Consider the following 14,576-nt stretch of genomic DNA (forward strand, 5'->3'; position numbering starts at 1 on the left):
CGGCGCGGCCAAGGCCGTGGCCAAGGCCCTGCCGGAGCTGGAAGGCAAGCTCACCGGCAACGCCATCCGCGTCCCCACCCCGGATGTTTCCATGGCCATCCTGAACCTGAACCTGGAACAGGAGGCCACCAAGGAAAGCCTGAACGAGTACCTGCGCGGCATGTCGCTGAACTCGGACCTGCGGAAGCAGATCGACTACATCGACTCTCCCGAGGTCGTCTCCACCGACTTCGTCGGCTCCCGCCGTGCGGGGATCGTGGACGGCCTGGCCACGATTGCCAGCGGCAAGAACGCCGTGCTCTACGTCTGGTACGACAACGAGTTCGGCTACAGCTGCCAGGTGGTCCGCGTGCTTGAGGAGATTGCCGGCGTCAACCCGAAGATCTTCCCGGCCGTTCTGGAACCGGTGGCCGAGACGGTCTGATCGCCCTCAGACGGCAATAACGACGGCGGGGCCGGCGGCATGCGAATGCCGCCGGCTTCCGTCGTTAACCGGCCGGTGGGTTCGGGAACGCTTCTAAGTTAGCGATCGGAATGGCCATGCCGGCTGCGGGCGCCCGCACTGCCGCCGCCGCTATGGCTTTGCGGGGACGCCGTTCCTACAATGGCCGCATGGTAGAGATGACGCGTTGGGAACGGGCGCAGGTCAATTACAAGGAGGCCCAGCGGCTGCTGGACGCGGCGCACGACGCCTACGCCCGCGGCAATGTGACGTCGAAGCGAGTCGACGAACTCAAACGGCTTCGGGACATCGCGCTGGAAGACCTGCACCGCTGCGAAAAGGATCACCGGTCCAGTCTCACGGACAGCTGACCCGAATCGTGCCGCTGGGGACTTGAGACCTCGAAGGAAAAAGATCTCGCTTCCCCACAGCGCGGACGCTAGTGGCCGAACGGGTCCGGATCGACTCCCGGCAACCACGTATTGCCGGGGACACCCCAGCCTTCCTTCCTGATGTTCTTGCGGGCGCGCTTGCCCCACCGGTCGTTGAGCCGGTCGATGTACAGCTTGCCGTCCAAATGGTCGTACTCGTGCTGCATCACCCGGGCGAACCAGCCGGTCGCCTCGAAATCCACCGGGCTGCCGTCTGCGTTGAACCCCCGGACGCGGGCCCACTCGGCCCGCTTCAGGGGATAGCTGTGCCCGGGCACGGACAGGCAGCCCTCGTTTTCCTCGTCGGGGTCGGGTTCCGCACCCGAGACCTTGCCGAGAACCAGTGTGGGATTGACCAGGACGCCGCGCGGCGGGACGTCGTCGTCGTTCGCGAATTCATAGGTGAAGATCCGCAGTCCCACCCCGATCTGCGGAGCCGCCAGTCCTACGCCGTGGGCCTCGTCCATCGTCTCGAACATGTCTGCGATGATCGCGTGGAGCTCGTCGTCGAAATTTTCGACCTCGGCTGCACGGCGGTGCAGCACGGGCTCGCCGGTGATAGTGACGGGGCGGACGGTCATTTCTCTCCTTCGCTCAGGATGTCGGCGCGAGGCGCCGCCGTCACGGCCGGACATGCGAAGAGCCGCCCCGGCGTCGGGACGGCTCTGCCTGCCGGCTGCTGCCGGACCTTCGGGGTGAGTAACGGGGATTGAACCCGCGACCTCCTGGACCACAACCAGGCGCTCTGCCAGCTGAGCTATACCCACCACGTGCCCTCTTGTTCCTCCCGACGGGCCCCGCTCCAGCGGTTCCTGCCGGTCTCCAACCAGTAAGGCAACGCAGACTAGTTTACATGCTTTTCATCTGGCTTTTGCCACTTTAGGCGATTCCCGCAGCGAAAGTGGCGCAGCTAACATCCTAGTCCCCGGACGTGGCGCCGATGCTTGCGGCGATCTTCTTCGCGGTGGCCGAATCCGGGCCGGGGGAGGGGACGAAGACGGCCTGCCGGTAGTAACGGAGCTCATTGATGGAGTCCTTGATGTCGCCCAATGCCCGGTGTCCGCCGCTCTTGGCCGGCGCTTGGAAGTAGGCCCGGGTGAACCAGCGGCGCGAGAGTTCCTTGATCGTGGAAACGTCGATGATCCGGTAGTGCAGGTGATCAATGACGCGGGGCATGTCGCGGGCCAGGAAGGTCCGGTCCGTGCCAACGGAGTTGCCCGCCAACTGCGCCTTGCGGGGTTCGGGAACCCACTCGGTGATGTATTCCATCACTTTGTCTTCGGCCTCGGCCATCGTCATGCCGTGCGGGAGTTCGTCCAGCAGTTTGGAGGTGGTGTGCATGGTGCGGACGAAGTCGTTCATCTGGGCGAGGGCCTCAGCGGTGGGCTTGATGACGACGTCGACTCCCTCCCCAAGGATGTTGAGTTCCGAGTCGGTGACCAGGACGGCGACCTCGATGAGCGCGTCGGCTTCGAGATCCAGTCCGGTCATTTCGCAGTCGATCCAGACAATATGTTCATTAGAGATTGGCACCCGATAAATGTATCGCGTCGGCGTGCTGGCGCGCGGGACAGGCGGCAGGGAATGCCGCCGGCCCGGTGCTAACATGCAGAGAGCACCTCAAGCAGGCGTGCCTCCCACGCTGCCTTCGACTGACCGTTCCGAGGCGTGCAGACCACCCCCGCGGCACGCGCCGCACCGGACCAGGTGTACTGACCCCGGAGTGATTGGACCGCCGAGAAGATGACTGCCCAAAGACCCGCGACTGAACCTTCCAGCTCACGCAGCGGAAGTGTAGTCAAGGAACGGTCTACCCGGAGCATCCTCGAGGGCGCCATCGGCTCGATCATGATGTTCCTCGGGTCGCTGGGCGTGGGGTGGCTGGCCTCGGTGTCCGAACTGCGGCGCTGGCCGCTGCTGATCTTCCTGCGGGTGGAACTGGTCGGTGTGATCCTCTCGGTAATCCTGCTCGCCCTCGGAGGCATGATCCTGGTCAGGGCCTGGCTGCGGCTCGGCCAGCAGTTCACCGTCTGGGGCGAGTCCGCGCGGCGGGCAACGCTCACCGCCATCGTTGCCTGGGGCACCCCGCTGGCACTGTGTATCCCGCTTTTCAGCCGTGACGTCTACGCCTATATTGCCCAAGGCAAAGTCATGGTCAACAACCTCAATCCGTACGTGGACGGGTACGACCAGCTGCAGAACTATCTGCAGACCGGAGCCGACGACCTCTGGGCACGCAGCCCCACGCCTTACGGGCCGATCTTTCTCTGGATGGAAGAATTTATCGTCTGGCTCACCGGCGGCCACCCGGAATACTCCATCATCATGTTCCGGATCCTCGCCATCGCCGGTGCCGCAATGTGCGTCTACTACGGACCGAAACTCGCCGAACTGCACGGCATCAATCCCAACCGGGCGTTGTGGCTGGCCTGCGCGAATCCGTTGTTCCTGACCACCTTCATCGCCAGCATCCACAACGACGCCCTGATGCTGGGGCTGGCACTTGCAGGTCTCTACTACGCGGCGAACCGACGGGTCCTGCTGGGCATCCTGCTGGTGACCCTCTCCATTGGCATCAAACCGATCACCCTGATCTTCCTGCCGTTTGTCGGCCTGTTGTGGGCGGGCAAGGGGGCCAGTTGGCCGCGCAAATTCGGCTACTGGGCCCTGACCGCCGGGATTTCCTTCGGGCTGCTGGCGATACTCGGGATGATCAACGGACTGGGATTCGGCTGGGTCGGGGCCCTCAGCCAGCAGGGAGCCGGCCTGATGATCTGGTACGCCCCGGTCGGGCTGCTGGGGATTTTCCTGGGACTGATCTCCGGCGGCTTGGGATTCGACGGCGCGATGGTGCAGTCCGCCGTCTACACGGGCGGCCGGATCGTGGCCGTGCTGATTGTCCTCTACACCATGTTCCGCGGCAGTTACGACCGGATTGTTCGTCGGCTCGCGCTGGCGCTGGCCGCCGTGGTGTTGCTTGGTCCGATGATCCAGCCTTGGTACATCGTGTGGCTGCTGCCGCTGTTTGCGGCCACCGGGATCCGGAACGACTGGCAGGTACAGACCGTCTACGCCGTAACGTCCTTCCTCATGATCTACGCGATCACCGATCAGCTGGACATCTTCCCCTACATCGAATTCGACCTCGACATGGCGCGGCTCCTCGCCTGCATCGTTGCCGTGGCCTTCGCGCTGTATCTGGTGTTTCTGGATCCGAAAACCCGCAAGCTCTTCCGCAAGAAATACGCCGACTCTCATGACCAGCGACTCTTCTGACGCGCTCGGCAACCGATCTAGGAGAAACAGGGCATCATGACCGACGCCGAACACATCATCGCCGCCGACTTCGACGTCACCGATTGGGTGCCGGAACCCTACGAAGTCGAGGGAACAAGCTCGGACCTGAGCCGGGTCCGCGTGACCAAAGTATTTGACGGATTGATCACAGGCACCAGCCGCGCAGAACTGCTGATGGCCGGCAACAGCACCGGAGCCGGATACGTTGCCTCCGAAGTTTTCACCGGCTCCGTCGATGGCCGCGAAGGCACGATGGTGATCCAGCACTGGGGCCTCGCGGAGGGCGAGGCTGCCGCGAGCGACGGGCACATCATTCCGGGCTCGGGCACGGGAGCGCTGGAGGGAATTGGGGGGAAAGCCATCTACGTCCAGGACGCCGCGGGCCAGCACAGCCTTGAACTGCGCCTTTTCTTCCGGGAGGGCGAATCCGCGGTTCGGGGCTGAATCATCTAAACTCGGTAGGTGCACCGCCGGTCCCTCAGGGGTGGCGACGCCACCGTCCACCTGTAAGTAAGGGAAACTACCTGGCATGAGCCTTGCCGAATATGCGAGCGAGAACCGCCTCCACCGAGTCGGTGCCCGCCCTTCGCTTTTCCGCTATCTCGCGGAAGCATGGACCCGTCGTGACTTCGCCATCGCCATGGCGAGGTACAAGATCGAGGCGTCAAACCAGCGCAACCGACTGGGCATGCTCTGGGTGTTCATCAAACCCACACTGAACGCTCTCCTGTACGGCGCGATCTTCGGTATCTTGCAGGGGGCCAGCCGGCCGGAGAACTTCCCGATGTATGTGGTGATCGGCGTGTTCCTCTTCGAGTTCTTTTCCACCTCGATGAACAACGGCGCCAAATCGATCACAGGGAACGGCGCCTTGGTGCAGTCCCTGGCCTTCCCACGGATAACGCTGCCCGTCTCCACCGTGATCCAGCAGCTGATGACACTCGTGCCAATGCTCGCCGTGATGTTCGTGTACATCCTGATCTTGGGTGCGCCGATCAGTGTGGAATGGCTGCTGATCATTCCGCTGGTTGCTATCTTCACGGTGTTCAACCTGGGCGTAGCTTTGATCGGCGCCAGACTCACGGTCCACGTCAGGGACCTGACCCAGTTACTCCCGCTCGTCACCCGGATCCTCTTTTACACCTCGGGCGTTCTGTTTTCCATCGACCGCATCCTGGCATCGCATCCTTGGGCCATCGCGCTGTTCGACTTCCACCCGCTGCATGAAATCCTCTCCATCGCCCGGGGGATTCTCATGCCGGCTATGGACTACGATCCGATCTACTGGCTCTACTTTTCCGTCTGGTCCGTAGCGGTCTTCGTTGCCGGAGTCTTGTTCTTTTGGGTAGCTGAGGAGCGGTATGGCCGAGTCGACTAAGACTGGAGAAGCGTTGATGGGCACAGATGCGGCCGGCGCCGCCCGTAAACCCGTGGTCGTCGTCGATGATCTGCATGTGAAGTACTACGTCCATGCCGGCGGAAAGCCGGTCAAGGGCACCGGGCGATCGCTGCTGCAGCGGGGAGCCGGCAGGCTCCGTACAGTCCACGCCCTGAAGGGAATCTCCTTCACCGCCTACGAAAATGAATCCATCGGGGTCATTGGCTCGAACGGATCCGGCAAATCCACGCTGATGCGCACGCTCGTCGGGCTGACGCCTCCAGCACAGGGTGCCGTCTACGCCTCCTCCCGTCCGAACATGCTGGGCGTGGGGGCGGCCTTGATCCCGGACCTCTCGGGGGAGAAGAACATCCAATTGGGCGGACTCGCGCTGGGGTTCTCCAAGCAGGAGATCAACGGGCTCCGGGACGACATCGTCGAGTTTGCCGAGTTGGAAGAGTTCATCGACCTTCCCATGCGGACCTATTCATCCGGCATGCAGGCGCGGCTGAAATTCGCCATCGCCGCCTCCAAGCAGCACGAGATCCTCATCGTGGATGAAGCACTTGCGGTCGGTGACCAACGATTCCGGCAGAGAAGCGAGGCCCGCATCCGTGAGATACGCGAGAACGCCGGTACCGTTTTCCTTGTCTCGCACTCGATGAAATCGATACTGGATACCTGCAGCAGGGTCATCTGGATCAATAAAGGCGTGCTGGAAATGGACGGCGACCCGAGAGAAGTCGTGGACGCCTACAAGGAGTCCAGGAAATAGTGACTTCGGCATCCGTCTTGCCTCCGCTGGAGGAGTACCCTGGCGTGTCCTACATCATGCCCGTCCTCAATGAAGCGGCGCATATCGAGGACGCGGTCCGCAGCATCCTAAACCAGGAATACCCCGGGCCAAAGGAAGTGGTTCTGGCGCTGGGGCCTTCAACGGATGAGACTAACCGGATCGTGGCGGACCTGCAGGCGCGGGAACCGCGCTTACGCAGCGTCAACAGCCCCACCGGCCGTACCCCGGCCGGACTGAATCTTGCCCTTCAAGCCTCGAGTCATCCGGTCGTTGTCAGGGTGGACGCACACACGGAACTAGAGCCTCACTACACGAAGCGCGGGGTGGCAACGCTGCGGCGGACCGGTGCGGCTGATGTCGGGGGGCTCATGGACGCCCGAGGCAAGACTCCCTTTCAGCGGGCAGTCGCAGCTGCCTATGTATCGCCCTTGGGACTTGGTGGGGCTGCGTATCACAGCGGGGCACCCGAGGGACCGGCAGAATCCGCTTATCTCGGCGTCTTCCGACGCGAGGTCTTCGACGAGGTCGGATTTTTCGAGGAGACGCTGTGGCGGGGCCAGGACTGGGACATGTGCCTGCGCCTGCGCCAAGCCGGCTACACGGTCTGGTTCGACCCGGAGCTGAAGGTCGTCTATTGGCCGCGCGCGCAGTGGGGAAAACTGGTCCGGCAGTTCTACGCCGCGGGCATCTGGCGGGCAGAGCTGGCTAACCGGCACAAGGAAGGAAAATCCGTCAGGCACTTCCTGCCGCCAGTACTGGTGGCCGCGTTGGGCGTCGGCGTTGCCTCCGCCAGCATGCTCGCCACCGGCACGGCCAAGACGTGGCCGGCAAGCCTGCGGCTTCTGGCGGGCGCAGCGGCCGCCGTCCCCGCGTTTTACGGGGCGGGTGTCACTTTCGCCTCTGCAAGCATGCCAGGCGACCTTGGCCGACCCGAACGACTGCGGCTGCTGGCGGTGCTGCCAGGAATCCACATCAGCTGGGGGCTGGGATATCTCCGCGGACGGCTGTTCGGAGCGGCAGGCGCCGTAGATACCAGCCGGAGGAAGTCGTGACGGCCGTTCAGCGGCCGGCGCGCCCTACCCTGGAGCAGCTCCGCTCTGTGGCCCAGCCGCCAGAGGTCCGGAGCAGAAAAAACGCTGAGCATTGGACCGCCGAGCTCTACTTAAGGCATATCTCCATCTACCTCACCAGCGTCCTCGTCCGCACCCCGATCTCCGCGAACGGTGTCACAGGCCTGATGATTCTGTCGGGGTGGGCAATTTCCGCATCGCTGCTGGTTCCGGGAATCTGGGGGCCGTTGCTCGCGGTCTTCTTCTCGCAACTGCAGTTGTACTTCGACTGCAGCGATGGGGAAGTCGCGCGGTGGCGCGGCACTCAAAGCCCCAAAGGCATCTTCCTTGACAAAATCGGCCACTACACGACCGAGGGGCTGATTCCCATCGCACTCGGGCTGCGGTGCCTGGGAGAGTTGGGCCTGCTGAGCCGCGATCCGGGGCAGGCCTACCTCTATCTGTTCCTCGGTGCGCTGCTGGCGTTCCTGATCGTCCTCAATAAGGCTCAAAACGAGATGGTGCACGCCTCCCGGGCGTTGGCAGGGATGGACAAGCTCCCAGATACGGCAGAGGCGAAAGCCGTTCCCGCCACGTCCTTCGTCGGCAGGCTCCGTCGGCTTGCCCGGTTCCTGCCCTTCCACCGGGTGTTGCATTCGGTGGAGATGAGTCTGTTGGTCCTGGCCGCCTCCATCGTGTCGGTAGCAGCCGGTCAGCAGGTAACGGGGGAGCGCTGGCTGCTCTTCGTCCTGGTGCCCGCGGTCCTGTTCGTAAATATCGGCCATTTCGTCGCCATCATGGCCTCGCCTAGGCTGCGGAAGTGAGCGGCATGCAACAAGACATGAACCCCCAGGAACCGACCTTCGGGGTGGTCATTCTTACCCAAGGCACACGCCCTGCCGAACTGCAACGAGGATATGAAACGTTGCAACGGCAGCAAGGGGTGAAGCTGGATGTCGTAGTGGTGGGCAATGGCTGGGATCCGGAAGACGTGCCGGCCGGTTTCAAAACGCTGCATATCGAGGAGAACATCGGCATCCCCGCTGGGCGGAACGCTGGCGTTCCCCACGTCAAAGGGGAGTACCTCTTCTTCCTCGACGACGACGCCTGGCTCCTTGATGACGATTTCCTTGCCCAATGCGCCAAGCTGTTCAAAGAGCAACCGGACATCGGTATGATCCAACCGCGGATCGAGGATCCCGAGAGTCCTGATGCGCCGCAGCGCTGGATTCCCAGGCTGCGCAAGGGCAGCCCTTACCACTCGAGCAACGTCTTCTCGGTGGTGGAGATGGCGATTGCCATGCGTCGAGACGTGTTCGATAAGACCCCCGGGTGGCCGTCGACCTTCTGGTATGCCCACGAAGGCATCGAGTTTGCATGGCGCGTCTGGGACACGGGATTCCGGACGTGGTACGCGGGAAACCTCCGCGCAGGGCATCCAGTCATCGATCCCCGCCGGCACGAAGAGTTCTACCGTCTCAACGCCCGAAATCGAGTCTGGCTGGCCAGGAGAAATCTTCCTTGGCCAATCTCTTGGATCTACGTCATCTCTTGGACCATACTCCAGATCTATCGTTCTCGGTCTGATTGCCGAAACCTTCGACCATGGTTCGCTGGTTGGTTGGCTGGATGGGGAACGAGTCCTTGGCATAACGATGAGACGCAAACCAAGGTGAAATGGAAGACGATATGGCTCATGGCTCGAAACGGTAGGCTTGTGGTCGTTTAGTCAATCAGGAAGTCAAATCAACGCCAAACTTCAGACACCCATCGTCTGGCCCGCATGGGTCCGAGCGCATTTCCAACAAATAAAATCAGGAACCTCTGTATGAATCCTTTACTCTCCGTAGTTAGTGCCGTATACAACGTCGAGAATTATCTCGTAGATTTCTTCGCATCTTTAGACCGACAGACAGTTCTTAGGGGTTCTGTCGAAATCATTCTCGTTGACGACGGTTCAACTGATGAGTCGCTACAGATCCTGAAGGATTGGGCCGAGAACACGGATCATAACGTGCTGGTGCTTGAGAAGGACAATGGCGGCCAGGCCAGTGCTCGTAACCTTGGAATGAAGGTCGCCACTGGGCCGTGGGTTACGTTTCCGGACCCCGACGATTACTTCAACGATGATTATTTAAAGGTCATTGTCGATCGCATCAATGCAGACAAAAAGGGTACCGCCTCGATGTTCGCCACCCGACTGATGGTCAACAATGAGATAGCTGGAAAAATTTCCGACAGTCATCCTTTGAGAAAGAGATTCAGGGATGGTACGAGAACTGTTGACCTCGACAGGTCACCGGACTTTTTCCACTTGAGTGGAGCAACGGCTGTTGTCAACCGACTTAGGCTTATCGAGAGTGGGCTAGCGTTCAACGAGGATCTGCGGTTCAGCTTCGAGGACGCCCATCTCGTGGCCAGCTACTTATTGCATCAGGAAAAGCCGACGATCGGGTATATCTCTGAGGCGATTTACTACTACCGGAAGCGCGAAGCAGGAAATTCTTCTGTCCAACTAAGCGCGCTTCGTCCCGAGAAATACACCGAGGTTTTGGAGAAAGGTCACCTAGATCTCCTCAGCATTGCCAACCGGCTTATCGGGTACGTTCCCCTCTGGCTACAACTAATGCTTCTATACGATATTCTGTGGTATTTTCGGGGATACCGTCGCGCCGGTTCGCCGTCCAAGCTTCTGTCCGAAGGAGTAACAAGGCGGTTCCACGGTTTGATTCAAACGATCATGCAGGAGGTTTCCGAAGAGGCCGTATTTGGTTTTGACGTAATGCCAACTGACCGGGAGCTACGGGATCTCTTGCTATTAGGCTACAAGAATCCTCAAAGTCGTCCTACGGAGGTGGTGGTTGAGCGCCTCGACTCAGACCAACACCTCACGCTCCTGCAGTACCAGTACTCCGGAGAGGCACCAGCAGAAGAGATTCGAGTCAAAGGCCTTCTCATTGATCCGATTTGGTCGAAATCTCAGAGCGTCAAGTACTTCGGGCGCACCCTGTTCTATCGGCGTTACATATGGATCCCGTCGACGGGTGTGTTTAGTCTCCAGGTCGCCGGCACCGCAATGCCCCTTGTCCTGCGATCAGCTTCCTACCCAACGTATGTGATGCGGCCGTACTCGGTAAAGAGGGAGTTCGGCGCGCTGGCGTCTCCACCTAAAGTGAGTGAAGCAGTGAGCTCCAAGTATCGCTCCCCGCTGGCCGCATCCAGCGCTATCACCGCTCTGCGCAGATTTTCTGAAGCGGTATTATCCCCGGTTGTTCTTCGGAGCCAACGGGATTCCAAGGAGCCTAACCCCGTGCTAGTCCGGAATATAGCCGGTTCCGCGAAAAATCGAAAAAAGTTCGCAGGATCATGGCTGTTCATGGATAGGACAGACAGAGCCAATGACAACGCGGAACATTTATACCGGTTCGTGCTGCGGAATCATCGAGAAGTCAAAGCTTATTTCATACTCGAACGGTCTTCTTCAGATTGGGACAGGCTGGAAGCGGAAGGATTTAACCTTCTTGCATATGGGACTTTGGAGTGGAAGGTTGCCCTCCTGAACGCCGCCCATTATGCAAGTTCGCATTTGGATCAGTTCGTCACTAACCCTCTTCCCCAAAAGCTATACGGAGTCATGCCTTGGAAATTTACCTTCCTGCAGCATGGAATCACCAAAGATGACCTCTCGCAGTGGTTCAACACCAAGCGCATCGATTTGCTGATTACGGCAACGCATCCCGAGTACGAATCCATAGCAGGAGATTCTTCCCCTTATAAGTTCTCCGGCAAAGAGGTTAAGTTGACTGGGTTCCCGCGGCATGACGCTTTAATCGAGTCGCGAAAACGCGTAGCACGGCCTCACCGCGTTCTCATCTCACCGACTTGGCGGAATTGGTTGGTTCCTCCGAGTCGTCCGGGTGCAATCGAGGAGGCCAATGCCGAATTTTTCAATTCAGAGTATGTTGCCCTTTGGCGCCGAATTTGCAGCGCACTCAGTCAGTCCTCCGTTATCGATGGTGAACGCCTGACAGTCACATTTCTGCCTCATCCGAATCTGGCGCATCTGGTGCAGCACATGTCTCTTCCTTCACAAGTTGAAGTGATCGGCTGGGACGACATGCCATTTGCGGATTTGCTTGCTGAGACACGATTGATGGTTACCGACTATTCCTCAACCGCTTTTGATGCTGCATACGTCGATATTCCGGTTGTCTATTACCAATTTGATAGCGAACGAGTGTTAAGAGGAGGGCATACATACAACCCTGGATACTTTGACTACGCGAGTGACGGGTTTGGGCCTCTGACCATGACGCATGAGGCTGCACGCGCTGCGGTCCTAAAAAATCTGGAAGATGGTGAGCATCAGGTGTATGAACAGCGCAGGCGCCGAACATTCCCCGCGCGGGACCAAAATAACTCTTTGAGAGTATTCAATGAGATGCGTAACTTGCAGACTCCTCGAGGCTTCGCGGAAGTTGCGTCTGTTATTGGCACTAAGCCCAAGGCGGCAACCGCGGAATTGTAGATATTTGGCTCGAGAGCGGAAGGGCGCACGAAGGATAGAGACGATCATCTAAATTGGCATTCCCGCGACGAGAATGGCGAATCGTGATTACGAAGGCCTATCCTGCTTGCTCTGCCTGTTTGCGTCCATACCATGCTTCATGCTTCCAGGGTGGCGGCGAACACATCGTCGCACTTTTCGGTCCTCATGCCATGAATTGTCACTTGACGGTCGGCGACGGATTGCGTCGGCTCTCGACATTTGTGCGGTTAGGTGATTTACCGTAATCTTGACGATTCTTTACTTTGGAAGCCGCGTTACTGCTACGAACCACGCGGTATATGGCCAAGGAATCCTGGGCAGGGCTGACAGGCATCCTCGATCAGATGCGATCAGTGGTGTCGTTGTCTGGTACTTTCATCCATCATGGGCGTGAATCACACAACCAAGTAGAGCCAGTCTGGGGCGTCCCACAAGGCCCTGCGGATGTGGCTGCCTCGCACCGATCAGTAGACGCACGCCTTCCACCTGTCCTGCTCGGAAGAACATGCTCCTCGAACCCGGGAACGGATGACCCGGGAAATCAAAAGGCTAGCGCGAACGATGCACCGCTGACACCTTCTGGGCGCGTTACTCCACACTGGCTCTCAAGGACGCTGCGGCGGCGAAGAATCGGCTCCAGGAACTGGTCGAACAAACTGCCCAGGCTGAGACAACAAGGCTCTGGCGCACAGTTTTGCGTTGTTGGAAGGAAATCGAAGCCCTGATTCTTACCCGTCCCGACCACAGGGAAGTCGAGGAGCTCGCGGCTGTACGGATAAAATCGCTAGCGACGCGTGCCCGGACGAGTTTGCTGCATGTGGTGACAGGCTACGATCCGGCATGAATCGGCTGGAGCAATATGGGACCATAGCATCCTTTCCATTGCAAAGCCGTCGCATGTTTGAGCTCGGGGGAGAGGTTCACTCCCCCTTGGGTGCCGCTCTGACAGTCAGGTTCGCCGCGACTCGGAGATCTCATAAGAACTTTGAATGGGAAAATAATTCTCGAGAAACTCCATGACGGTCGTGTCGGGGATGGGAGTGGCGTTGGGTACCGGCGCGTCGTTGAGGCAGAAGGTGTCCCTGTCGCGGTACGCGAGCGTTGATTTGAGGACCCCGGTATAAGCGTCGTCTAGCACGTTTATGTAGTTATACCGCAATGTCCCAGGGACAGCCTTACCCGTGATCTGGGCATAATAATGAAACAGTTGGTCTGCGACGATATCGTCGTGGTGCCGGAAGTGGCTTGACCAAGTCTCCCTAAAATGTTTTCCAAACCGCTCCTCCATCTCCAGATGGACGCTCCGTAATTGGGGGTGTGGAGTGTGCTTAATAGCCCTCGAGACGGTGATGCCGAACGCGTCTTGTAGAAGTACCCGCATGTTCCGTGTTAGGTTGATGTGCGGTTCATCCAACACGCTCGGTTCGCCAAATGGGCGGCGGTTATTCGCGGGGGAAACTTTAGCAAGTCCGCTGGGCAAAAAGAACTGATCAGGTGATACCGGCCGCCCAAAGAAAACGTCATCGTTTATATACACGTAGTGTTCGCTAAGATCAGGGATGTGGTGAAGGCGAGAGATGATCGAGTTGCTGTTAAATGTGGGCAGACACGACTTGTCGTCGTAGATCTCTTCATGCGTTACCAGTTCGATCTGGGGGTGCTCTAATTGGAGCCAAGTCGGTTTTTGGCCATTCGTTACGAGGAAAATCTTCCTGAACCACGGGGCGTACATTTCCAAGGATCGAAGCGAATACTTCAGCTCGTCCCGAGACCTGAAGCGGGCGGCGTGGTTTGCTTCCTCGTGGTACTCAACGCCTTGCAGCTTCGCCTCTAATCGGCGTTTAGATTCGATCCAGTCGGGATCATCGCCGTCCACCCAGGTATATACGGCATCTATGGGGAAAGTGACGTCGTCGAGCATACGCTGATTGAAGATCGAGTACGTGGGATAGTTGTCGCCATCAATCGTGACGGTTTCCGGACGCAGCTCGTTGACCGTAATGAGCTGCGCTGCGGCATTTCTTCGCGGGGCGAGCATATTAGCTGGGTTGAAGGAGTCCTGTAGCCAGAACTCGACGTCGCACCCGTAGCCCATGGCCGTCCGGAACTTCGTCTTGCGGTCTTCGAAGAAGCTTGCAAATCGTAAAACCTTGGCGCTGTGCGCGATGTCGACCTGGTTGAGACTACCAGCCAGATGCAATCTGCGGTCGGTCACCGGCTCGCTGCTGTCTTGTACGTATACAGCTTGGTCCCGCAGCCCGCGACTGAGGGAATCAACGACCTTGCTTCGGTCGGATTCCTGAACAGCAATGGTGAAGCGTGTACGGGAATCGTTCCTGACCACGAACCACTCGATGCCGGCAGAGGACAAGATTTCCGAGACCATGTCGAGGTGAAACTTTCGGATACGCAGGGGCATGCGTGAGCCGAGCGGTCTCCGAAGGACACCCTCGGACCGGAACAAAGTCTCGTCCAGTTGCAGCAGTCGCTTCTCTGCCATGATTCGCTGCCTGGGTACGCGCCGTACTACGACTGAGGATGCAATCCCGGATACCGATTTGCGAAAATGTCGGTATACTTCCGGTCCAAGCGCACCACGAAGCGTCCGAGTCGCTCCTGACTTTCGAATGATTT

The 14,576-nt window shown here is 59.2% G+C and carries 12 protein-coding genes, 1 tRNA gene and 1 pseudogene; 10 read left to right on the forward strand and 4 right to left on the reverse strand.

Going from position 1 to position 14,576, the window contains the following annotated elements; all coding sequences use genetic code 11:
- Both AC5RUJ_RS00880 and AC5RUJ_RS00885 read left to right on the forward strand, forming a co-directional pair.
- Positions 1 to 424 (forward strand): annotated as a pseudogene (locus tag AC5RUJ_RS00880) (glyceraldehyde-3-phosphate dehydrogenase); the annotation flags it as partial.
- Between the two features lie 188 nt (positions 425 to 612).
- Positions 613 to 813 carry a hypothetical protein gene (locus tag AC5RUJ_RS00885; RefSeq protein ID WP_493999925.1) on the forward strand — a complete coding sequence of 67 codons (201 nt, stop codon included), beginning with the start codon at positions 613 to 615 and terminating at the stop codon, positions 811 to 813.
- Between the two features lie 68 nt (positions 814 to 881).
- Here the strand turns inward: AC5RUJ_RS00885 and def are convergent, their stop codons facing one another.
- The 3 genes from def to orn all read right to left on the reverse strand — a co-directional run bounded on the left by def (position 882) and on the right by orn (position 2,406).
- Complete coding sequence (gene def / locus AC5RUJ_RS00890; protein ID WP_494073824.1) at positions 882 to 1,454, reverse strand: peptide deformylase; 573 nt, start codon at positions 1,452 to 1,454, stop codon at positions 882 to 884.
- Positions 1,455 to 1,567: 113 nt separating this feature from the next.
- Positions 1,568 to 1,640, reverse strand: a tRNA-His gene (locus AC5RUJ_RS00895).
- Between the two features lie 151 nt (positions 1,641 to 1,791).
- Positions 1,792 to 2,406 (reverse strand): oligoribonuclease, encoded by a 615-nt coding sequence (gene orn / locus AC5RUJ_RS00900; RefSeq protein ID WP_493999923.1) that lies wholly within the window; start codon positions 2,404 to 2,406, stop codon positions 1,792 to 1,794.
- A gap of 210 nt (positions 2,407 to 2,616) precedes the next feature.
- Between orn and mptB the strand changes: the two genes are divergently transcribed.
- From mptB to AC5RUJ_RS00940, 8 genes are all read left to right on the forward strand, one after another.
- On the forward strand, positions 2,617 to 4,149 hold the full coding sequence (gene mptB, locus AC5RUJ_RS00905; protein ID WP_494128238.1) for a polyprenol phosphomannose-dependent alpha 1,6 mannosyltransferase MptB: 1,533 nt from the start codon (positions 2,617 to 2,619) through the stop codon (positions 4,147 to 4,149).
- 36 nt (positions 4,150 to 4,185) lie between these two features.
- Positions 4,186 to 4,614: a DUF3224 domain-containing protein gene (locus AC5RUJ_RS00910; RefSeq protein WP_494128237.1), complete on the forward strand. Its 429-nt coding sequence runs from the start codon at positions 4,186 to 4,188 to the stop codon at positions 4,612 to 4,614.
- Between the two features lie 85 nt (positions 4,615 to 4,699).
- Positions 4,700 to 5,548, forward strand: coding sequence for an ABC transporter permease (locus tag AC5RUJ_RS00915; protein ID WP_494022955.1), 849 nt, complete (start codon positions 4,700 to 4,702; stop codon positions 5,546 to 5,548).
- A complete protein-coding gene (locus AC5RUJ_RS00920) occupies positions 5,532 to 6,323 on the forward strand; it encodes an ABC transporter ATP-binding protein (RefSeq protein ID WP_493999919.1) in 792 nt (263 codons plus the stop codon). Before AC5RUJ_RS00915 ends, AC5RUJ_RS00920 begins: the two co-directional genes overlap by 17 nt.
- Positions 6,323 to 7,396 (forward strand): glycosyltransferase family 2 protein, encoded by a 1,074-nt coding sequence (locus tag AC5RUJ_RS00925; RefSeq protein WP_494128236.1) that lies wholly within the window; start codon positions 6,323 to 6,325, stop codon positions 7,394 to 7,396. Before AC5RUJ_RS00920 ends, AC5RUJ_RS00925 begins: the two co-directional genes overlap by 1 nt.
- Positions 7,397 to 7,443: 47 nt before the next feature.
- Positions 7,444 to 8,217 (forward strand): CDP-alcohol phosphatidyltransferase family protein, encoded by a 774-nt coding sequence (locus AC5RUJ_RS00930; RefSeq protein ID WP_494128235.1) that lies wholly within the window; start codon positions 7,444 to 7,446, stop codon positions 8,215 to 8,217.
- 5 nt (positions 8,218 to 8,222) lie between these two features.
- Positions 8,223 to 9,122: a glycosyltransferase family 2 protein gene (locus AC5RUJ_RS00935; protein WP_494128260.1), complete on the forward strand. Its 900-nt coding sequence runs from the start codon at positions 8,223 to 8,225 to the stop codon at positions 9,120 to 9,122.
- Between the two features lie 99 nt (positions 9,123 to 9,221).
- On the forward strand, positions 9,222 to 11,921 hold the full coding sequence (locus AC5RUJ_RS00940; RefSeq protein ID WP_494128234.1) for a glycosyltransferase: 2,700 nt from the start codon (positions 9,222 to 9,224) through the stop codon (positions 11,919 to 11,921).
- A gap of 970 nt (positions 11,922 to 12,891) precedes the next feature.
- Here AC5RUJ_RS00940 and AC5RUJ_RS00945 read toward each other — a convergent pair.
- Positions 12,892 to 14,442, reverse strand: a complete 1,551-nt coding sequence (locus tag AC5RUJ_RS00945) for a stealth family protein (protein WP_494128233.1) — start codon at positions 14,440 to 14,442, stop codon at positions 12,892 to 12,894.
- Positions 14,443 to 14,576: the final 134 nt, after the last annotated feature.

Source organism: Arthrobacter sp. Y3223164, from assembly GCF_059091005.1.